The organism is Streptomyces viridochromogenes (assembly GCF_001270495.1).
GTDB classification, from domain to species: domain Bacteria; phylum Actinomycetota; class Actinomycetes; order Streptomycetales; family Streptomycetaceae; genus Streptomyces; species Streptomyces viridochromogenes_A.
Genome location: NZ_LGUR01000244.1, coordinates 1 through 19780 on the forward strand (window position 1 = coordinate 1; position 19780 = coordinate 19780).

Annotated in this window: 13 protein-coding genes; 6 read left to right on the forward strand and 7 right to left on the reverse strand. The window is 71.1% G+C overall.

What is annotated here, in order from left to right:
• Positions 1-111: 111 nt before the first annotated feature.
• Both ADK36_RS38910 and ADK36_RS38915 read right to left on the reverse strand, forming a co-directional pair.
• Positions 112-888 (reverse strand): hypothetical protein, encoded by a 777-nt coding sequence (locus tag ADK36_RS38910; protein WP_053200980.1) that lies wholly within the window; start codon positions 886-888, stop codon positions 112-114.
• Positions 889-1041: 153 nt separating this feature from the next.
• On the reverse strand, positions 1042-2718 hold the full coding sequence (locus ADK36_RS38915; protein WP_048586264.1) for a PucR family transcriptional regulator: 1677 nt from the start codon (positions 2716-2718) through the stop codon (positions 1042-1044).
• Positions 2719-3103: 385 nt separating this feature from the next.
• On the opposite strand from ADK36_RS38915, the gene ADK36_RS38920 reads away from it, so the two are divergent.
• The 5 genes from ADK36_RS38920 (at position 3104) to ADK36_RS38940 (ending at position 9899) form a co-directional block, all read left to right on the forward strand.
• A complete protein-coding gene (locus ADK36_RS38920) occupies positions 3104-3997 on the forward strand; it encodes an FAD binding domain-containing protein (protein WP_048586265.1) in 894 nt (297 codons plus the stop codon).
• Positions 3997-4581 carry a (2Fe-2S)-binding protein gene (locus tag ADK36_RS38925; RefSeq protein ID WP_048586266.1) on the forward strand — a complete coding sequence of 195 codons (585 nt, stop codon included), beginning with the start codon at positions 3997-3999 and terminating at the stop codon, positions 4579-4581. Before ADK36_RS38920 ends, ADK36_RS38925 begins: the two co-directional genes overlap by 1 nt.
• A gap of 5 nt (positions 4582-4586) precedes the next feature.
• Positions 4587-6971, forward strand: a complete 2385-nt coding sequence (locus tag ADK36_RS38930) for a xanthine dehydrogenase family protein molybdopterin-binding subunit (protein ID WP_048586267.1) — start codon at positions 4587-4589, stop codon at positions 6969-6971.
• A gap of 242 nt (positions 6972-7213) precedes the next feature.
• Complete coding sequence (locus tag ADK36_RS38935) at positions 7214-8671, forward strand: NCS2 family permease (RefSeq protein WP_048586268.1); 1458 nt, start codon at positions 7214-7216, stop codon at positions 8669-8671.
• A 76-nt stretch (positions 8672-8747) separates the two neighbouring features.
• Positions 8748-9899: an XdhC family protein gene (locus ADK36_RS38940; protein WP_048586269.1), complete on the forward strand. Its 1152-nt coding sequence runs from the start codon at positions 8748-8750 to the stop codon at positions 9897-9899.
• Positions 9900-9961: 62 nt separating this feature from the next.
• Here the strand turns inward: ADK36_RS38940 and ADK36_RS38945 are convergent, their stop codons facing one another.
• From ADK36_RS38945 to ADK36_RS38960, 4 genes are all read right to left on the reverse strand, one after another.
• Entirely contained in the window at positions 9962-11233 is a 1272-nt protein-coding gene (locus tag ADK36_RS38945) for a lanthionine synthetase LanC family protein (protein WP_053200954.1), read from the reverse strand.
• A 72-nt stretch (positions 11234-11305) separates the two neighbouring features.
• The gene (locus ADK36_RS38950; RefSeq protein ID WP_053200955.1) at positions 11306-11746 is read right to left on the reverse strand and encodes an Immediate-early protein 2; all 441 of its coding nucleotides are present in this window, start codon (positions 11744-11746) and stop codon (positions 11306-11308) included.
• A 79-nt stretch (positions 11747-11825) separates the two neighbouring features.
• The gene (locus tag ADK36_RS38955) at positions 11826-13235 is read right to left on the reverse strand and encodes a family 43 glycosylhydrolase (RefSeq protein ID WP_048586292.1); all 1410 of its coding nucleotides are present in this window, start codon (positions 13233-13235) and stop codon (positions 11826-11828) included.
• A 74-nt stretch (positions 13236-13309) separates the two neighbouring features.
• On the reverse strand, positions 13310-14809 hold the full coding sequence (locus tag ADK36_RS38960) for a family 43 glycosylhydrolase (protein ID WP_048586271.1): 1500 nt from the start codon (positions 14807-14809) through the stop codon (positions 13310-13312).
• A gap of 250 nt (positions 14810-15059) precedes the next feature.
• Here ADK36_RS38960 and ADK36_RS38965 point away from each other — a divergent pair, with 250 nt between their 5' ends.
• On the forward strand, positions 15060-17069 hold the full coding sequence (locus ADK36_RS38965; protein ID WP_048586272.1) for a flavin monoamine oxidase family protein: 2010 nt from the start codon (positions 15060-15062) through the stop codon (positions 17067-17069).
• Between the two features lie 13 nt (positions 17070-17082).
• Here ADK36_RS38965 and ADK36_RS38970 read toward each other — a convergent pair whose 3' ends face one another.
• Positions 17083-19755 carry a SpoIIE family protein phosphatase gene (locus ADK36_RS38970; protein WP_048586273.1) on the reverse strand — a complete coding sequence of 891 codons (2673 nt, stop codon included), beginning with the start codon at positions 19753-19755 and terminating at the stop codon, positions 17083-17085.
• Positions 19756-19780 lie beyond the last annotated feature (25 nt).

Genomic DNA, 19780 nt, shown 5'->3' on the forward strand with positions numbered 1-19780 from the left:
TTCAGGGCCGATGGGGGTCCAGGGGGCGGAGCCCCCTGGTGGGGTTGAAGGGGCGGAGCCCCTGGGGATGGGACGGGTAGGGGCGGCGGGGGCGAGGGAAGCGGGGTGGGCCTACGCCGCTGCGGGGGGCATCGGGGCCAGTTGGCGGGCCAGCCATGTCGGGACGCCGCCCAGGAGGCGGAACAGGCGGCGAGCCTCCTCGCGGAGCCGGGCGGCCTCCGGCTCGGACTCCGCGTCGGCCAGGGACGCCAACGCGGGCGCGGTACCCACCAGGTAGCCCAGCTCCTCACGGATGCGCAGCGACTCGGCGAACCCGTGGCGGGCCTCCGCCAACTCGCCGTCGCGCAGGGCGAGTCCGGCAAGGTGACGCCAGGTGAAGGAGAGCAGGAGCGGGTCGGCGTGGGCCGTCGCGCCCGCGTGGGCTCGGCGGTATGCCGCGCGGGCCGCCTGGGGCGAGCGGGCCAGGTTCTCCGCCAGGAGACCGCGGCGGAAGTCCAGCAGTGCCCTCCCCGCCGCCCCCGGAGGGATCAGCGCCGCCGCCCGCCCCAACGCGGCCCGCGCCTCGTCGGCCCGGTCGCGCACTGAGTGCAGCGTCGCCGCGTAGGCAAGTTGCCCGCGTTCACAAGCTGCCGCGCCCCGCTCGTCGTCACTGTGGGCGAGCGCCTCGGCCGTACGCAACGCGTCCTCGGCCTCTTCCCAGCCCTGCTCGGTGTAGAGACATCGCTCCACCAGCAGCGCGGCCCGCTGGAGCGCGGCAGCCGCGGTGACCGGCTGTAGCAGGGCCGCCGCGTCCGCCCAGCACGCGCGTGAGCGCAGCCGCCATACCGCGGTCTGGAGTGGATCGTCGCCGGCGGTCGTTCCGTTACCAGACATGGCGGTATACGCCACCTCGCCCTCCCCGAGCACGCCATCGAGCTGTTGAGTGGTGGCGGCATCTCAGCACGGATCGCCGGGTTCGGCCAAGAGGGTGGGTGAAGGATTTCACAAAGTCGTGGGACAGCGGCGGCACTTGGTGTCATCCGGCGGGGGAGCCGGGAGAGGTCAACTCATGCGCAATGCCAAGAAGAAATCCAGCTTGTCCTCCAGCCGGGAGAGGTCCCGACTCGTCAACTGCTCGATCCTGCCCACTCGGTAGCGCAGTGTGTTGACGTGCAGGTGGAGACGGGTCGCGCAGCGGGTCCAGGAGCCGTCGCAGTCGAGGAAGGCTTCGAGGGTGGGGATCAGCTCGGCGCGGTGGCGGCGGTCGTAGTCGCGGAGGGGGTCGAGGAGACGCGCGGTGAAGGCCCGGCGTACGTCGTCCGGGACGAAGGGGAGGAGGAGGACGTGCGAGGCCAGTTCCTGGTGGCCCGCCGCGCAGACCCGGCCGGGGCGCGCCGCGGCCACCCGGCGGGCGTGCCGGGCCTCCTCCAGGGCGCCGCGCAGGCCCTCCGCCGAGTGCACCGCCGCGCTCACGCCGAGCGTGACCCGGCCGTCGCCGTCCAGGCCCGCCGACAGGGCGTCCCGGACGGAGTCCAGGAGCGCGTCCGCGAGGATGCCGGTTTCCGAGCCGTCGTGTTCCGACGAGACCGCCGGGAGGGGGACCAGGGCGATCGCCTCGTCGCCCGTGTGGGCCACGGCGATGCGGTCGGACGGTTCCGGGCCGGTGGCGAGCGGGTCGACGAGGATCTCCTCCAGGAGTGACTGGGCGATCGGGCCCTCCTCCTCGATGTCACCGCCCTCCCACTCGACTCGGGCGACGACCACCTGCCAGTGCGGGGCCGCCCCGAGGCCGGGCAGCAGGACCGGGGCCGCTACGCGGAGGCGGGCGGCGATCTCGGCGGGTGCCGCGCCCGTCTGGACCAGTTCCAGGACCTCCTGGGCGAGGCGGCGGCGGACCGTGCGTGCCGCGTCGCGCCGGTCGCGTTCCACCGCGATCAGCTGGGTGACGCCCTGGAGGAGGTCCAGGCGCTCCTCGGGCCAGTCGCTCGCGTCCGCCTCCACGGCCAGCAGCCATTCCGACAGCACCGTCTCGCGCACGTCCCGCGCGGCCTGTGCTGAGCGGCCCGTGCTGCGGATCGGGAAGAGGGAGTACTGCGTGCTGCCGAGGGGCAGGCGGTGGGGGCCGCGGCGGCCCGTGCGGGCCGCCGTCAGATGCTCCGCCGCCAGCTTCGCGCACACCTCGGGGGCCAGCGCCGGGCCGCCGACCTTGGAGCCCGCGATGAGCCGGCCCGTCGGCGACAGCACCCATGCCCGCAGGTCCAGGTCGGAGCCGAGGAGGTCGAGGACCACGTCGGGGCCGCCGCCCGCCGGGCCCGAGGTCATCATCCGGCGGTGCCGGTCGACGACGGCCGCCAGGTCCCCGGCGCGCTCGCCGCTGACCTGCCGTACGACATGCTCGGTGATCGTCGCGAACGCCACCGACTCGTGCACCGCGAAGAGGGGGAGGCGATGGCGGGCGCAGGCCAGCACCAGGTCGTCGGGGATGTCGCCGAGCTCGGCCTCACCGGCACCCAGCGCCGCCACGCCGGCCTGGGCCAGGAGGCGGACGAAAGGCTCGGAGTCCGCGGCGTCGCGGCGCCAGGCCAGCCCCGTGAGCACCAGCTCGCCGCCGGAGAGGTAGCGGCTGGGGTCCCGGAGGTCGGTGGTCATCACACCGCGCACGGTGCGGTCCAGCTCGTCCTCGCCGCCGAGCAGCTTGAGGCCCAGCGCGTCGGTGTCCAGCAGTGCGCGCAGCCGCATTCTCGTCGCCGCCGTTCTTTGTCTCGAAATCTACGATGAATCTTGATGAGCTTGATGGGGATGTGGGTGAGGCCCGGTCTGGCGGGCCGATGAGCGGCGCCGGGGGCGGTGCTCGTCGTCTTTCGGACGGTGTCCCAGGTCACAGGGCCGTGGCCGATGTTTCCAGAGGAAAGCCAGGAGGTTACTGGTGACCTCCGTTCATACGAATCTACAAGATGCCCGCCCTGGCCAGCCAACTCCTTCATGGTTTCCGTGACTGACCCCGGTGGAGGACGGCGCTGTGTACTGACGTCAATCCGCGTTAACAGCACATGAACGAGCCGGGCCCGCCGCACCTGATCTGGCTCAAACCGTACGACCCACGAGACGAAGAAGAGAGCCGGTCATGGACTTCCTTCGCCCCGCCAGCTGGGAGGAGGCGCTCGCCGCGAAGGCCGAGCACCCCACCGCTGTGCCGATTGCGGGTGGCACCGATGTGATGGTCGAGATCAACTTCGACCACCGCCGGCCCGAGTACCTCCTCGACCTGAACCGCATCGGCGACCTCACCGAGTGGGAGGTCGGCGAGGACAGCGTGCGGCTCGGGGCCTCCGTCCCGTACACCCGCATCATGGAGCACCTGCGCGCCGAGCTGCCGGGCCTCGCCCTCGCCTCGCACACGGTGGCCTCCCCGCAGATCCGCAACCGCGGCGGCGTAGGCGGCAACCTCGGCACCGCCTCCCCGGCCGGCGACGCGCACCCCGCCCTCCTCGCGGCAGGCGCCGAGGTCGAGGTCGAGTCGGCCGAGCGCGGCACCCGCCTCATCCCGATCGACGAGTTCTACACGGGCGTCAAGCGCAACGCGCTGGCCGCCGACGAGCTGATCCGGGCCGTGCACATCAAGAAGGCCGACGGGCCGCAGCAGTACTCCAAGGTGGGGACCAGGAACGCCATGGTCATCGCCGTGTGCGCCTTCGGGCTCGCGCTGCACCCCGAGACGCGGACCGTGCGTACCGGGATCGGCTCGGCCGCTCCTACGCCCGTCCGGGCCAAGGCCGCCGAGGAGTTCCTGAACGCCGCGCTCGAAGAGGGCGGCTTCTGGGACAACGGCAAGATCATCACGCCGTCGGTCGCCAAGCAGTTCGCGGAGCTGTGCTCCGGCGCCTGCAACCCGATCGACGACGTCCGGGGCACGGCGAGCTACCGCCGCCACGCGGTCGGCGTCATGGCGCGCCGCACGCTGACCTGGACCTGGGAGTCGTACCGCGGCACCGCCGCCCGCACGGAGGGAGTCGCCTGATGCGCGTCAACTTCACTGTCAATGGACGTCCGCAGGAAGCCGACGACGTGTGGGAGGGCGAGTCCCTGCTGTACGTGCTGCGGGAGCGGCTCGGTCTGCCGGGGTCGAAGAACGCCTGTGAGCAGGGCGAGTGCGGTTCCTGCACCGTCCGGCTGGACGGGGTTCCGGTGTGTTCGTGTCTGGTCGCCGCCGGGCAGGTCGAGGGCCGTGAGGTCGTCACCGTCGAGGGGCTCGCCGACTTCGCCAAGCAGCGCGCGGAGCACGGTGGTTGCGCGAGTGGTGCCTGCGGTACGTCGCTCCAGGACGCTCAGCAGTGGGCGGCCAAGGGGCAGGACTCGCAGACCGGTGAGGGCACCGAGCTCTCCCCGATCCAGCAGGCGTTCATCGACGCCGGCGCCGTCCAGTGCGGCTTCTGCACGCCGGGTCTGCTGGTCGCCGCCGACGAGATGCTGGAGAACAACCCCAACCCGACCGACGCGGACATCCGCGAGGCCCTGTCGGGCAACCTGTGCCGCTGCACCGGATACGAGAAGATCATGGACGCGGTCCGCCTCGCGGCCGCCCGGCAGGGAGAGGCGGTCTGAGCGACATGCCAACCAATGGCGCTCCCACGAAGATCACCCAGGGGTCCCAGACCAAGGGCGGCATCGGCGAGTCGACGCTCCGTCCGGACGGCACCCTCAAGGTCACCGGCGAGTTCGCGTACTCGTCCGACATGTGGCACGAGGACATGCTCTGGGGGCAGATCCTCCGGTCGACCGTCGCGCACGCCGAGATCGTGTCCATCGACACGAGCGAGGCGCTGGCCATGGCGGGTGTCTACGCCGTCATGACGTACGACGACCTGCCGACCGAGGTGAAGAACTACGGCCTGGAGATCCAGGACACCCCGGTCCTGGCGCACGGCAAGGTACGCCACCACGGTGAGCCGGTCGCCATCGTCGCCGCCGACCACCCGGAGACCGCGCGTCGTGCCGCGGCGAAGATCAAGGTCGACTACCGCGAGCTGCCCGTCATCACCGACGAGGCCTCCGCGACCGCCCCGGACGCGATCCTCGTCCACGAGGGCCGCGACGACCACCACATCGGTCATGTCCCGCACCCGAACATCGTGCACCGCCAGCCGATCCTCCGCGGTGACGCCGCGGCGGCCGCCGAGCGGGCCGACTTCGTGGTCAAGGGCGAGTACACCTTCGGCATGCAGGACCAGGCGTTCCTCGGTCCCGAGTCGGGACTCGCCGTGCCGGACGAGGACGGTGGCGTCCACCTCTACATCGCCACCCAGTGGCTGCACAGCGACCTGAAGCAGATCGCCCCGGTCCTCGGCCTGCCCGAGAGCAAGGTCCGCATGACGCTGTCCGGCGTCGGCGGCGCCTTCGGCGGCCGCGAGGACCTGTCGATGCAGATCCACGCGTGCCTGCTGGCGATGCGGACCGGCAAGCCGGTCAAGATCGTCTACAACCGCTTCGAGTCCTTCTTCGGGCACGTCCACCGCCACCCCGCCAAGCTCTACTACGAGCACGGCGCCACGAAGGACGGCAAGCTCACGCATGTGAAGTGCCGGATCGTGCTGGACGGCGGCGCCTACGCCTCGGCGTCTCCCGCCGTGGTCGGCAACGCCTCCTCGCTGGCGATCGGCCCGTACGTGGTCGACGACGTCGACATCGAGGCCATCGCCCTGTACACCAACAACCCGCCCTGCGGCGCCATGCGCGGCTTCGGCGCGGTCCAGGCGTGCTTCGCCTACGAGGCGCAGATGGACAAGCTCGCCGACGCGGTCGGCCTGGACCGGGTGGCGTTCCGCCAGCTCAATGCCATGGAGCAGGGGACCATCATGCCGACCGGGCAGCCGGTCGACTCCCCGGCCCCGGTCGCCGAACTCCTGCGCCGCGTCAAGGCGATGCCGATGCCGCCGGAGCGCCAGTGGGAGAGCAGCGAGGGCGCGGACGTACGGCAGCTGCCGGGCGGCCTGTCCAACACCACGCACGGTGAAGGCGTCGTACGCGGTGTCGGCTACGCGGTCGGCATCAAGAACGTCGGCTTCTCCGAGGGCTTCGACGACTACTCCACCGCCAAGGTGCGCATGGAGGTCATCGGCGGCGAGCCCGTCGCGACCGTGCACACGGCCATGGCGGAGGTCGGCCAGGGCGGTGTCACCGTCCACGCGCAGATCGCCCGCACCGAGCTGGGCGTCACGCAGGTCACCATCAACCCGGCAGACACGCAGGTGGGCAGCGCCGGCTCGACGTCCGCGTCGCGCCAGACGTACGTCACCGGCGGCGCCGTCAAGAACTCCTGCGAGCTGGTCCGCGAGAAGGTCCTGGAGATCGGGCGCCGCAAGTACGGCTCCTATCACCCGGCTTGGGCGACGGCCGAACTGCTCCTGGAGGGCGGCAAGGTCGTCACCGACGGCGGCGAGGTCCTCGCCGACCTGGCGGACGTCCTCGAAGGCGAGACCGTCGAGGTCGAGGCCGAGTGGCGGCACCGGCCGACCGAGGCCTTCGACCTGCGTACCGGCCAGGGCTTCGGCCACGTCCAGTACTCCTTCGCCGCGCACCGCGCCGTCGTCGAGGTCGACACCGAGCTCGGCCTGGTGAAGGTGATCGAGCTGGCCTGCGCCCAGGACGTCGGCAAGGCGCTCAACCCGCTGTCCGTCATCGGCCAGATCCAGGGCGGTACGACCCAGGGTCTCGGCGTGGCGGTCATGGAGGAGATCATCGTCGACCCCAAGACGGCCAAGGTCAGGAACCCGTCCTTCACGGACTACCTGATCCCCACCATCCTCGACACGCCGACCATCCCCGTCGACGTGCTCGAACTCGCCGACGACCACGCCCCGTACGGGCTGCGGGGCATCGGCGAGGCCCCCACCCTGTCGTCGACCCCGGCCGTCCTCGCGGCGATCCGGAACGCGACGGGGCTGGAGCTGAACCGGACGCCGGTACGGCCGGAACACCTCACCGGCACGGCGTAAGGAAACCCCAGTAGGAACTCTCCGGGCGGCGCCGGGAACGTCACACTTCGCCGCGCCGCCCGGAGTAACCGAGTACCGCACCGCTCGCGGCACTCGGAGAGCAAGCAACTACCCGCAGTAGAGATCCTGTTCGTTCGTCTCGGGCCGTCCCCCGGGTCGTGCGGCCGAAGCACCTTCCCAAATCCCGCAATCCCCAGAAGCAGTACGCGGGTGCCCCTTTGAACCTTGGGAGTAGGCCCCACATGACCCAGCAGTCACTGGAGCCGGCGACCACAGCCGAAGACGCGGGAGAAGGCACCCGCGTCCCGGCCGGCAGGTCCTGGCTCGACCGGTACTTTCACATAACCAAGAGAGAATCCACGATCGCGCGCGAGGTGCGCGGCGGCGTCACCACCTTCATGGCGATGGCGTACATCCTCCTGCTCAACCCGCTGATCCTGTCCGGCAAGGACGCGGCGGGGGACACTCTCGCCCAGAAGGCCCTGATCACCGCGACCGCGTTCGCGGCGGCCTTCACCACGCTGCTGATGGGCTTCTTCGGCAAGGTGCCACTCGCCCTCGCCGCCGGCCTGTCCGTCTCCGGCGTCCTCGCCTCGCAGGTCGCCCCGCAGATGACCTGGCCGCAGGCCATGGGCATGTGCGTGATGTACGGCGTGATCATCATGCTGCTGGTCGTCACCGGCCTGCGCGAGATGATCATGAACGCGATCCCGTTGGCGCTGAAGCACGCGATCACCATGGGCATCGGCCTGTTCGTGGCGCTGATCGGCTTCGCCAAGGCCGGTTTCGTGCACCAGGGCGAGTCCACCCTGGTCACCCTCGGCCCGGCCGGTGAACTGGCCGGATGGCCGGTGCTGCTCTTCGCCGTCACCCTGCTCGCGATCTTCATGCTCCAGGCGCGCGGCATCCCCGGCGCGATCCTGATCGGCATCGTCGGCGGCACCATCCTCGCCGTCGTCCTCAACGCCTTCGGCGCCATCGACCCCAAGCAGTGGGCGGGCGGCGCTCCCGAACTGCACGGCAGCGCCGTCTCCATGCCGGACTTCTCGATCTTCGGCAACGTCGAGTTCGGCGGCTGGGGCGAGGTCGGCGCGATGACCGTCGGCATGATCGTGTTCACACTCGTGCTCGCCGGGTTCTTCGACGCGATGGCGACGATCATCGGCGTCGGCACCGAGGCCAAGCTCGCCGACGACAAGGGCCGGATGCCGGGCCTGTCCAAGGCGCTGTTCATCGACGGTGCGGGCGGTGCGATCGGCGGTGTGTCCGGCGCCTCCGGCCAGACGGTGTTCGTCGAGTCGGCGACCGGTGTGGGCGAGGGTGCCCGCACGGGTCTCTCCTCGGTCGTCACCGGCCTGTTCTTCGCGGCCTGTCTGTTCTTCACCCCGCTGACGGCGATCGTGCCGGGCGAGGTGGCGGCAGCGGCCCTGGTGGTGATCGGCGCCATGATGATGATGAACGCGCGGCACGTGGACTGGGCCGACCGGGCCACCGCGATCCCGGTGTTCCTCACCGTCGTGCTCATGCCGTTCACGTACTCGATCACGGCCGGTGTCGCGGCAGGTGTCATCTCGTACGTCGCCATCAAGATCGCTCAGGGCAAGGCGCGGGAGATCGGGGCGTTCATGTGGGCCCTGACGGGCATCTTCATCGTCTATTTCGCCCTCAATCCCATTGAGAGCTGGATGGGCGTGCACTAGGGCGTGTTGCGCCCTGGCCGGTGCGCCGGTCAGGGTGAACCGCCTTCCCCACAACCGCTGTTAAGGAGACCGAGAGATGCTGGACATCGCCGAAGAGCTGCACCGGTGGGTCGAGCAGGGACGTGACTTCGCCGTGGCCACCGTGGTGGCGGTCGGCGGCAGCGCTCCCCGGCAACCCGGTGCCGCGCTCGCGGTGGACGCCGACGGCACGGCCATCGGCTCGGTCTCCGGCGGCTGTGTGGAGGGCGCGGTGTACGAGCTGTGCCAACAGGCGCTGCAGGACGGCGAGACGGTCCTGGAGCGCTTCGGTTACAGCGACGAGGACGCCTTCGCGGTCGGCCTGACCTGCGGGGGCGTCATCGACATCCTCGTCACTCCGGTACGGGCCGACGACCCGTACCGCCCGGTTCTCGCGGCCGCGCTGCGGGCGGCCGCGAGCGGGGAGGCGGCGGCGGTCGCACGGATCGTGTCGGGCCCGGACGAGCTGCGGGGCCGCGCGCTTCTCGTCGGCCCCGACGGCTCCTACGACGGCGGCTTCGGCGCCCACCCCGAACTGGACCGCACGGTCGTGGCGGAGGCGACGGCGTTCCTGGACGCGGGCCGTACCGGCACCCTGGAGATCGGCGAACAGGGCTCGCGCTGCGGTGCCCCGCTCACGGTGCTGGTCGAGTCCTCGGTCCCGGCGCCCCGGATGATCGTCTTCGGTGCCATCGACTTCGCGTCGGCGCTGGTGCGCATCGGCAAGTTCCTGAACTACCGCGTGACCGTGTGCGACGCCCGCCCGGTCTTCGCGACGAAGGCCCGCTTCCCGGAGGCCGACGAGATCGTCGTGGAGTGGCCGCACAAGTACCTGGAGCGGACGTCCGTCGACGCCCGGACCGTCCTGTGCGTCCTCACCCACGACGCCAAGTTCGACGTACCCCTGCTCCAGCTCGCGCTGCGCCTGCCGGTCGCGTACGTCGGCGCGATGGGCTCGCGCCGGACTCACCTGGACCGCAACGAGCGGCTCAGGGAGGTCGGGGTGACCGAGCTGGAACTGGCGCGGCTCAGGTCCCCCATCGGGCTGGACCTCGGCGCCCGTACGCCGGAGGAGACGGCCCTGTCGATCGCCTCGGAGATCGTCGCCGACCGGCGGGGCGGCAGCGGGGTCTCCCTCACCGGCGCGCACACTCCCATCCACCACGACACGACGTCGTCGGCGGTGGGGCGGATCGGGTCGGTGGCGTGAGCCGTCCCGACCGGCCTGAGCCGGCCTGAGCCGTCGTACGGCGAGGTGATCGCCCTGACGCGCTAGCGACGACGACGCACCGCCGGCTGATCGGGCCACGTGAACGCGTAGTCGGGCTCGCCTCCCCGGACGACCCGTACGAAGCGCAGCAGTTCCCGCACGATGCCCGCGTTGCCCATCGCCCACCCGGTCTCCGGTTCGAGGTCGCTCGGGTCGGCCCGGTGCTCGACGTTCGACCAGCGGGCGCCGTCGGCGTCGCGGGTTGCGTGGGCGGCGATGTCGGCGACGAGGACCTGGGCGAACTCGGGGGAGTCGCCCTGCTCGGCGATGCGGTCGCAGGCCAGCGCCAGGACGCCCGCGGTGCCGCAGCAGCGGCCGTTGTTGTCCCAGAAGCCGGGGTGCAGCCGGCGCGGCAGTCCGGAGTGCCGGACGGTGTGCCAGCAGCGTTCGGCGAGGGCCGGCCAGGGGGTGGGGTCGCCGAACATGTCCCTCAGCAGCCGGAAGACCTGGGCATCACCGGTCGGGCCGTGGCACCAGCCGTAGTTGAGGCGTGCGGTCCGCTCGGCGCCGTGGTGCGGGTCGGAGTGCGCAACGAGGAAGCCCTCCGGCCCGCCCTCGTCACGGGAGACGACGTCGGCGACACCGGCCAGCGCGAGCTCGACCAGGTCCTTGCGGCCGGTCGCGTGGCCGACCGCGGCCAGTCCGTACGCGATGCCGAGCGTGCCGTGCGACATGTGGTGCATGCTCGGGGCGGCGTCGGCCCGGTGCTGCCACCGGACCCCGGCAGGGGTCTGCTCGGCCGTGCGGGCGTAGGGCTCCACCGCCTGGACGGCCAGTTCCTCCGCTCCGGCCAGGAGTGCTCCGAGGCCGATGCCCGCGTTGCCGCCCATCAGCTCGACCAGATAGCCCCAGCGCGTCCCGTCGAAGCGCGACCGGACCAGCTCCAGGGCCCGGTCCGCGGCGTCGCCCGCGGCTGCGTCGCCCAGGTCGTCGTGGACGGCACGCAACACCACGGCCATTCCGGTGCGGCCGAAGTAGAGCGAGTCGTCCGCCACGTGCTCGACGGACGCCGCCAGCCCGCGGGCGGCGCGCAGGGCGGCGTCCGCGTAGGAGTCGTCGCCGAAGTGCCGCCATGCCTCCAGGAGGACCGGGACGATTCCGGCCGTGCCGTGGTAGAGCATGGGTTCGAGCTCGTCGGCGGAGGGCCTGACGGGCCAGCCGATGCCGCCGTCGTCCCCGGTGTCCCGCGCGCCGGACAGCAGCCACCGCAGTCCGTCCACGGCCAGCGCCTCAACTTCGTCCGGTGTCAGATGAGTTGCCGCAGTCTGCGTCATACCGTCCACTCTGACACGACCCCTTCCGGGACCGCACCGGCGCCGGGCATCGAACCCCTCGTCCGATGCCCGTCACGCCCCCCGCAGCAGCCGGTTCACAGCCCGCCCGAACACGTACCGACCCACCCGTTCGACAACCCCGTCCAAGCCCCCCGGCACGAACCGCACCGCCATCTCCTCCCGCCACACCACCCGCGCACGCCCGCCCGGCCCGGGCCGTACCTCGATCTCGGCCCAGCCCGTGACCACCCGGCCCCGCTTCTCCAGCCTGCACAGCCCCGGTGAGTCCTCCCCGGGAGGCTGCCACACCGTCACCTCCATCGGGTCGGCGAAGGAGAGCGGGCCGATTCCGGAGCGGGCGACGACGAGGGTGCCCTCGTGGGTCGGTTCGGGGGGTGTGACCGTGATGCGGGTCAGGGGGACGGCCCGGGCATGGCGGGGCCACTCCGTCAGGCGGCACCACGCCTCGTCGAGCGGGAGCGGAACCGTGCGTTCGAGCAGGAAGTTGGCCACGCGGCGATCTTAGGGAATCAGGGCTGGTCGGCCCCGAGGCGGCCGCCGGGACGACGACGGCCGCCTCGGGGCCTGCGGATCACTGGGCGTAGAACGTGGCGTCCGCCCGGTCCGTCGCCGTGCTCAGTGCCTGCACCTGCAACAGGTACTCGTAGTGCCGGATGTAACGGCCGGCGTAGTTGTACGACTCGTAGGAGACGCCTGCCGAGTCGGCCAGCCCGGCTCGCTTGTAGAAGGTCGCGTCGGACGCGAACTGCGTCGTGCCGTCGTTCTTCTCCACCCACACCTCGAAGTTCTTGTGCCGCAGGTAGTAGCCCGGGAAGTTGGCCGACTCCAGCGAGACCGTGCCGCTGCCGGCCAGGCCGGTGACCACGCGGAACTGCGAGTCCGCGAGCGGGGAGACGTTGGCCTCGATACGGGCGCGGTACTCCCAGTGCCGGATGAAACGGTCCGCGAAGTTGTACGACGAGAAGCGCTGCGGCGTGGCCCCGTCGGCCACCGGGATGCCGAAGTCGGGGGTGCCGTCGGCCTTCCAGTACACCTTCTGGAAGCGGGTGCGGCGGTTGGGGTCGTTGAGCGGGTCGCCGCTGATGTCCTTGTAGTCGCGGTCGTGGTAGACGAGGATGTCCGACTTGCCGTCCTCGGACGTGGTGAAGCTGTTGTGGCCGGGACCGTACTGGCCGGTGGCGGCGTTGCTCTTGAAGACCGGCTGGGGGTTCTTGGTCCAGGACGCCGGGTTCATCAGGTCCGCGGTGGCGTCGGCGGTCAGCAGGCCGAGGCAGTAGTTGGCGTCGGTGGCGCTGGCGGAGAAGGTCATGAAGACCTTGCTGCCGTGCTGGATGAAGGCGGGGCCCTCGTTGACGGTCGCGCCCACCTTCTCCCAGGCGTGGGTGGGCCGGGCGATCATCACGGGGCTGCCGGTGATGGTCCAGGGGTTGGACATCCGGGCCAGGTAGATGTTGGTGCCCGCGCCGACGGCGGGGTCGTTCTGCGCCCAGCTGAGGTAGCGGGTGCCGTTGTGCACGAACGTCGTGGCGTCGAGCGAGAAGGTGTCCAGCGGCAGTGAGATGCGGCCCTTCTCGGTCCAGGTGCCGGTGAGCGGGTTGGCGGAGCTGGACTCCAGGACGTACGGCCGGATCCGCCACTTGTCGGTGGACCAGCCGGCGGTGAAGTAGACGTACCACTTGCCGTCGATGAAGTGGATCTCCGGGGCCCAGATGTGGGCGCCCATCTCACCGCTTGCGTGCTTGGTCCAGATCGTGGTCTCCGGGGCGGTGGAGAGCCCCTGAAGAGTGGTGGCCCGGCGCATGACGATCTTGTCGTACGCCGGAACGGTCGCCGTGAAGTAGTAGAAACCGTCGGTGTGCTTGAAGATGTGTGGATCGGCGCGCTGGAGCGCGATCGGATTGGTGAAGGTCACGGCGGGGGAGGCGGGCACGGCCGCCTCGGCTGCGGGACCGGGCCCGGCGAGGCAGGCCGCGAGGGCCATCAGGACGGCCGTGAGCAGCCGTAGGGCGTTGCGTCTCAAGGTGCTTCTCCAGTGCGGGAAGGGTCGGGGGAGGATCAGGTCGTGGGTACGAGTCGCCACTGCTGGCAGTTGTTGTTCAGCCACGCCCACTGCCGTACGTCGGCGCCGTTCGCGGTCGAGCAGTCGGCCACGTCGGCGACCTTGCCGGTGGATTCGTTGACGATCCGGACGTAGTCGCCGCCCGCCGTGAAGACGAGCCGGTAGCGCTGGCACTTGTTGTTCAGCCAGGACCACTGCCGGATGTCGGCGCCGTCGGTGGCGGAGCACTCCGCGGTGTCCATCACCTTGCCGGTGGCGACGTTGACCAGCCGGTTGGTGTCGTCGCCGAGGTCCTCGACCTTCCACTTCTGGTTGGCGCCGCCGGTGCAGCTCCACTGGAAGATGTTGGTGCCGTCGGCGGTGTTCCCGCCGTTCACGTCGAGGCACTTGCCGCTGTTGCGGTTGACGAGCCTGTACGAGGTCGGCGTCGCGGCCGTCTCGCCGGACGGGCCGGGGAGCGTGGTGCCGAGGGCGACGGGGGTGCCGAAGTTCGGGGTGCCGTCGGCGTTCCAGGTGAACTTCTGGGCGCGGGTGGTCCGGCCGTTGCCGCAGCCGCCGTTCGACGCGGAGTTGGCGTGGTAGACGATCCAGTTCTCGGTGCCGTCGGGCGAGGTGAAGAAGCCGTTGTGGCCGGGGCCGTAGACGCTGTTCGCGTCACTGCGCTGGAAGACGGGGGTCTGCTTCTTCGTCCAGGACGCCGGGTTCAGCGGGTCGGAGCCGGTCAGCTCCAGCTGGCCGAGCTTGTAGTCGGGGGTCCCGCAGAAGCTCGCGGAGTACGTCAGGAAGGTGCGGCCGTTGTGGTACAGCGGCTCGGGGCCCTCGTTGACGGGGCTGCCGGAGCGCTCCCAGTCCAGGGTCGGACTGGAGATGATCGTGAAGGTGTTGCTGGCCAGGGTGTACGGGTTGCTCAACGGCGCGATGACCAGGCTCTGCGTACTGCCGTTGATGAACCCGCTGCCGACCAGGTACAGCTTGTTGTCGGCCTGGAGCACGCTCGCGTCGATCAGCCAGCCGCCCGGCGTGAGGTTGGACCCGGTGAGCGAGCCCTTGTAGGTGTACGGCCCCATCGGATCCGTGCCGGCGCTCTCCAGCACATGCGTGCGCTGGGAGTCGCAGCAGGCGACGCCCGCCTGGCCGGCCGAGTAGTACACGTACCAGTGGCCGTTGAACAGGTGCATCTCCGGCGCCCAGATGTTGGTGTTCCGGGTCGACGTGGTGTCCGAGTACACCTGCACGTTGGGCGCGGTGGCGAGGCCCGCGAGGGTCGGCGACTTACGGATGCCGAGGATGCCGGTGAACGTCGTGGTGATCAGGTAGTAGTTGCCGTCGTGGTACTGGAGCCAGGGGTCGGCGCCCTTGAACGACTTCAGCGGGTTCGTGTACGGACGGCCGTCCGCAGCGGACGCCGGCTGGGTGGTCGCCACCAGGGCCAGGAGCGCGGTGAGCACACAGAGGATGAGTGATCTGTGCCGTTTCCTGAGGGGCTTGTGCGACATCCGAGGCATAGGGGACCGTTCCTGTCCGTAAATCTGTCCGAAATATCGAACGGAGTTCGTTATTCCGATCGTGATGGGATCAGAAAGATAAAAGTGGCCCATGTTCCCGTCAACGGTTTCGTCATACGTGATTCACAAACCCGCGTGCGGACGCACATCCGGCGTGGGTGCGCGATCATGCGCTTGCCCGTTCAGGTGATGAACGCAGGGATGGCCCACCGGCCCTTCGCCCACCCCGTATCCAGGGCACATGGACAATCACCACGCGCCCGCCGGCTCAACTCCCTTCTCCCGGCGCCGGTTCACGACCGCGTCGGCCACGACGGCCGCCCTGGCGTTAACCCCCACCGCGGCTGCCGCCGCACCCTCCGCACCCTCCGTCCCCCAGCAGGCCCCCAGCCGGCCGCGCTCCACCGCCGACTGGGACACCTGCCTCGCGGTCGCCCGAGCCCTGCTGGTGGTCGACGAGCACGACCGGCCGCTCGTACCGACGTACCGGAAGATCCTCGACTCCGGGCTGCCGCGCGCGAAGACGAAGACCGCGAAGAGAGTCCTCGTCGTCGGCGCCGGACCGGCCGGCCTGGTCGCCGCCTGGCTGCTGAAGCGGGCCGGGCACCATGTCACGCTCGTCGAGGCCAACGGCAACCGCGTCGGCGGCCGTATCAAGACGTTCCGCACCGGCGGCCACGAGCAGGCGGCGCAGGCGTTCGCCGACCCGGCCCAGTACGCGGAGGCCGGCGCCATGCGCATCCCCGGCAGCCATCCGCTGGTGATGCAGCTGATCGACCAACTCGGCGTCAAACGCCGCCGGTTCCACCTCGTCGACGTCGACGGCGAGGGCAAGGCCGTCAACAACGCCTGGCTGCACGTCAACGGCGTCCGCGTGCGCCGCTCCGAGTACGCCGAGGCACCCCGCAAGATCAACCGCTCCTTCGGCGTCCCCCGCACCTACTGGGACACCCCCTCCTCGACCATCCTGCGCCGCGCCCTGGACCCCGTACGCGACGAGTTCAGCACCGTCGGCGCGGACGGCAAGCGCGTCGACAAGCCGATGCCCGAGCGGGTCAAGGGCTGGGCGCGCGTCGTGCAGAAGTACGGCGACTGGTCGATGTACCGCTTCCTGACCGAGGAGGCCGGCTTCGACGAGCGGACCATCGACCTGGTCGGCACCCTGGAGAACCTCACCTCACGGCTGCCGCTCTCCTTCATCCACAGCTTCATCAGCCAGTCCCTGATCAGCCCCGACACCGCGTTCTGGGAGCTGGTCGGCGGCACGGCGACCCTCCCGGACGCGCTGCTGAAGCAGGTCGCCGACGTTCTGCGCCTGGACCGGCGCGCGACGCACATCGAGTACTGGGCCCCCGGCCGTCCCGGCGCCGACGACACCTCCCACGTCGGCGCCAAGGGCCCGCACGTCTGGATCGACACCGTCTCCGAGGGGCGCGACGGCAAGGTCGTGCGTGAGCAGTTCACCGGCGACCTCGCGATCGTCACCGTGCCGTTCTCGGGGCTCAGGCAGGTGCAGGTCAGCCCGCTGATGTCGTACAAGAAGCGGCGAGCGGTGGCCGAGCTGCACTACGACAGCGCCACCAAGGTGCTGCTCGAATTCGGCCTGCGCTGGTGGGAGTTCACCGAGGCCGACTGGAAACGGGAGCTGGACGCCGTACGCCCCGGGCTCTACGACGACTACCGCAAGGGCAAGGCACCCGCCGACGGCAGCCTCCTCGGCGTCCACCCCTCCGTCCCGGACGGCCACATCAGCGACGCGCAACGCGCCCACTACGCCGCCAACCGCTGGGCCACCCGCGACCAGCCCGAGGCGGCGCACATCATCGGCGGCGGGTCCGTCTCGGACAACTCCAACCGCTTCATGATCAACCCCTCCCACCCGATCGACGGCAGCAAGGGCGGTGTCGTCCTCGCCTCCTACAGCTGGGCCGACGACGCCTCCCGCTGGGACTCCCTCGACGAGGACGCCCGATACCCGCACGCGCTACGGGGCCTGCAACAGGTCTACGGCCAGCGCGTCGAGGTCTTCTACACCGGCGCCGGACGGACCCAGAGCTGGCTGCGCGACCCGTACGCCTACGGGGAGGCGTCCGTGCTGCTGCCCGGTCAGCACACGGAACTGCTGGAAGCCATCCGCGCCCCTGAGGGGCCGCTGTACTTCGCCGGGGACCACACCTCGGTGAAGCCGTCGTGGATCGAGGGCGCCCTCGAATCAGGGGTGCGGGCGGCGCTGGAGGCGCACGGGGACTGAGGCGCCGCAGGACTCAGCCGCCCAGGGGCTGTTCCGTCCAGATCACCTTGCCGGTCGTCGTGTACCGCGTGCCCCAGCGCTCGGCGAACTGGGACACCAGGAACAGGCCCCGGCCGCCCTCGTCCGTCGTGGCCGCGCTGCGCAGGTGCGGGGCGGTGCTGCTGCCGTCGGAGACCTCGCAGATCAGGGCGCGGTCGCGGATGAGGCGGACCCGGATGGGGCCGGTGGCGTGGCGGAGGGCGTTGGTGACCAGCTCGCTGAGGATCAGCTCGGTCGTGAACGCCTCCTCCTCCAGTCCCCAGGCGTCCAGCGTCCGGGCGGCGGCGGCGCGCACCCGGGCCACGGCGGCGGGGTCGTCCGGGAAGTCCCAGGTCGCCGAGCGGTCGGCGGCCAGCATCCGGGTCCGGGCGACGACGAGGGCGACGTCGTCGCGCGGCCGCTCCGGCAGCATGGCCGCCAGGACCGCCTTGCAGGTCTCCTCCGGCGTCCGGCCGTGCGTCGGCGGCGCCGCGGCCAGCGCCCTGCGCAGCAGTTCCAGTCCCTCGTCGATGTCCCGCCCCTGGTCCTCGACCAGCCCGTCCGTGTACAGGACCAGCCCGCTGCCCTCGGACAGCCGCAGCTCGGTCGCCTGGAAGGGCAGGCTGCCGCCCAGCCCCAGCGGCGGGCCGCCGGTGACGGAGGGGAACTCGACGTCGCCGTCGGGGTGGACGACGGCCGGTTCGAGGTGGCCGGCGCGGGCGAGGGTGCACAGCCCGGAGGACGGGTCGTACACGGCGTACAGGCAGGTCGCCCCGGTGACCGGCGCGATCTCGCCGTCGCCGCCCTCGTCCTGGTCGATACGGGCCACCAGCTCGTCCAGATGGCCGAGGAGTTCGTCGGGCGGGAGGTCGAGCGTGGAGAAGTTGTGGACCGCCGTACGGAGCCGTCCCATCGTCGCCGCCGCGTGCAGCCCGTGTCCTACGACGTCCCCCACGACCAGCGCCACCCGCGCGCCCGGCAGCGGGATGACGTCGAACCAGTCCCCGCCGACGCCGCCCTGCGCCGCCTGCGCGGGCAGATAGCGGTAGGCGACGTCGAGGCCGCTCTGGTCGGGCAGCGCCCGGGGCAGCAGGCTGCGCTGGAGCGTGACCGACAGGGTGTGTTCGCGGGTGTAGCGGCGGGCGTTGTCGATGCTGACGGCGGCACGCGCGACCAGCTCCTCGGCGAGGGAGATGTCCTCCTGCTCGAAGGGCTCGGGTCGGTCGGCCCGCCAGAACGTGGCCATGCCCATGATCACGCCACGGGCGCGCAGCGGGACCGTGAGCATCGCGTGGATTCCGAACGCCACGAGCCTGCGGGCGTTCTCCGGGTCCTGGACCTGCCAGCCGGAGAAGGCGGGCATGTCGGGCTCCAGCACGGACTCGCCGGTGCCGAAGCCGAAGGCCTGCGGGCTGTCCGGGGCGAAGTGGATCAGCTTGCCGATCGGATAGAGCGGGCTGCCCTCCCGTACGCCCCGGAAGGCGACCCGGCGCATGTCGGTACGGCCCTCCTTCGGCTCCTCGCCGCGCAGCACCGGATCCGCCAGATCGACGGAGACGAAGTCGGCGAACCGCGGCACCGCGAAGTCGGCCAGTTCCTGCGAGGTGCGTGTGACATCGAGGGTGGTGCCGATCTCCAGCCCCGCGTCGTACAGCAGCTTCAGCCGCTCCTGCGCCACGTCCGCCCGGCCGGACATGGTCCGCAGCTCGGTGGTGTCCCGCAGCGTCGCCACGCTGCCGGGCGGCCCGCCGTCCCGCGCGGTCGACCGCTGGCTCACCGCCAGCAGCCGGCCCCGCGCCAGGTGCACCTCGTCGGTGGCGTCCCGCCCGGAGGCGAACAGCCCGGCGAGGTCGCTGCCGATGCCCAGGGCGAGGCAGGGCCGCCCCTCCGCGTCCGCGGCCAGCCCGAGCAGCCGGCGCGCCTCGTCGTTCGCCAGCGCCAGCCGTCCCTCGCCGTCCAGGATCAGCACACCCTCCCGTACGGCGTGCAGGACGGCGTCGTGGTGCTCGTACATCCGGGTCATCTCGGCGGGCTCCAGCCCATGCGTCTGGCGCAGCAGCCGCCGGCTGACCAGCGCGGTCCCGCCGGTGGCGAGGGCGAGCACGCCCGCCGCCGAGCCGAGCAGCATCGGCAGCTGGTCGTCCACGATCCCGCCGACGCTGGCCAGCGTCACACCGGCGGCCACCAGCCCGACGACCCGGCCGTCGCCGTCCTCCACGGGGACGACGGCCCGCACGGACGGCCCGAGCGTTCCGGTGTACGTCTCGCGCACGACCCCGCCTGCCACGGCCGGTGCGATGGTGCCGACGAAGTGCTTGCCGATCTGGTCGGGGTCGGGGTGCGTGTAGCGGATCCCGGCCGTGCTCATCACGACGATGAAGTCCACGTCGGTCGCCTCGCGCGCCGCCTCGGCACGCGGCTGGAGCACCACGCTCGGGTCGGGTTCCGCGAGGGCGTCCACGACACCCGGCGCGTGCGCGAAGGACTCGGCCACGGCGAGGGACCGGTTGCGGGCCTCCCGCTCGGTGTCGGTGCGCACCTGGAGCACCAGGGCGACCACCGCGGCGACGACGAGGAGCACGACGATCGCCGCCTGCAGCACGAAGACCTGCCGGGCGACGGTACGCGCGCTCACCAGCGACCGCAGGCGGCCGAGGACTGCGGCCATGCCTCTTTTCTAACACCGTTCGGCG

What these genes read in the sequence shown, in the direction of transcription:
- ADK36_RS38915 (WP_048586264.1), bottom strand. Translation starts at nt 2,718, where the DNA reads ATGCGGCTGCGCGCACTGCTGGACACCGACGCGCTGGGCCTCAAGCTG.
- ADK36_RS38920 (WP_048586265.1), top strand. Translation starts at nt 3,104, where the DNA reads ATGGACTTCCTTCGCCCCGCCAGCTGGGAGGAGGCGCTCGCCGCGAAG.
- ADK36_RS38925 (WP_048586266.1), top strand. Translation starts at nt 3,997, where the DNA reads ATGCGCGTCAACTTCACTGTCAATGGACGTCCGCAGGAAGCCGACGAC.
- ADK36_RS38930 (WP_048586267.1), top strand. Translation starts at nt 4,587, where the DNA reads ATGCCAACCAATGGCGCTCCCACGAAGATCACCCAGGGGTCCCAGACC.
- ADK36_RS38935 (WP_048586268.1), top strand. Translation starts at nt 7,214, where the DNA reads ATGACCCAGCAGTCACTGGAGCCGGCGACCACAGCCGAAGACGCGGGA.
- ADK36_RS38940 (WP_048586269.1), top strand. Translation starts at nt 8,748, where the DNA reads ATGCTGGACATCGCCGAAGAGCTGCACCGGTGGGTCGAGCAGGGACGT.
- ADK36_RS38945 (WP_053200954.1), bottom strand. Translation starts at nt 11,233, where the DNA reads ATGACGCAGACTGCGGCAACTCATCTGACACCGGACGAAGTTGAGGCG.
- ADK36_RS38955 (WP_048586292.1), bottom strand. Translation starts at nt 13,235, where the DNA reads ATGGCCCTCGCGGCCTGCCTCGCCGGGCCCGGTCCCGCAGCCGAGGCG.
- ADK36_RS38960 (WP_048586271.1), bottom strand. Translation starts at nt 14,809, where the DNA reads ATGTCGCACAAGCCCCTCAGGAAACGGCACAGATCACTCATCCTCTGT.
- ADK36_RS38965 (WP_048586272.1), top strand. Translation starts at nt 15,060, where the DNA reads ATGGACAATCACCACGCGCCCGCCGGCTCAACTCCCTTCTCCCGGCGC.
- ADK36_RS38970 (WP_048586273.1), bottom strand. Translation starts at nt 19,755, where the DNA reads ATGGCCGCAGTCCTCGGCCGCCTGCGGTCGCTGGTGAGCGCGCGTACC.